A 472-nucleotide genomic window follows, 5' to 3' on the forward strand; every position below is an offset into this window, starting at 1 on the left:
CTATTTCCGAATCAGCCATCTCTTTGATGTTGTCGTATATATCGCCGGTGCATGAATACACGGCAACAATTGCTACTAAAATTACATATTTTTTCATCTTTATTTATTTTTAATTTTTTAATTTCTTAATTTCTACATTTCTCAATTTCTATCATGGTGCTTTTTTTCCGTAAAGTGTCAGTTCGGCAAGCACCTCAGCGGTACCGTTATAATTATTTTGAAAACCATTGACACACTGGTATCTGAAATAGCGGGTAGCCGGTGTGTAGTCCGGATCGTCGGGGTACATTAAGGCCTCGTCGCCTGCTATCGCTTGACGGATGATGTCCATCACACCCATGTCCGCAGAAGGCATCGGGATTTTCACCTGTTGAATGAGTTTCCATTCGCCCACAGTAGCAGCGTCATTGCCATCCCACCAATACATATTGTATATCCCCACATTCCATTCACCATAATAGTAACCTCGATC

The 472-nt window shown here is 41.3% G+C and carries 1 protein-coding gene; it reads right to left on the reverse strand.

Translation table 11 applies throughout. The annotated features are described in order from the left end of the window. Positions 1 to 151: 151 nt before the first annotated feature. The coding region (locus ASC50_RS04335; RefSeq protein ID WP_226995395.1) for a hypothetical protein at positions 152 to 472 on the reverse strand (321 nt) is incomplete at its 5' end.

The sequence above is a fragment of the Candidatus Symbiothrix dinenymphae genome (assembly GCF_001431085.1).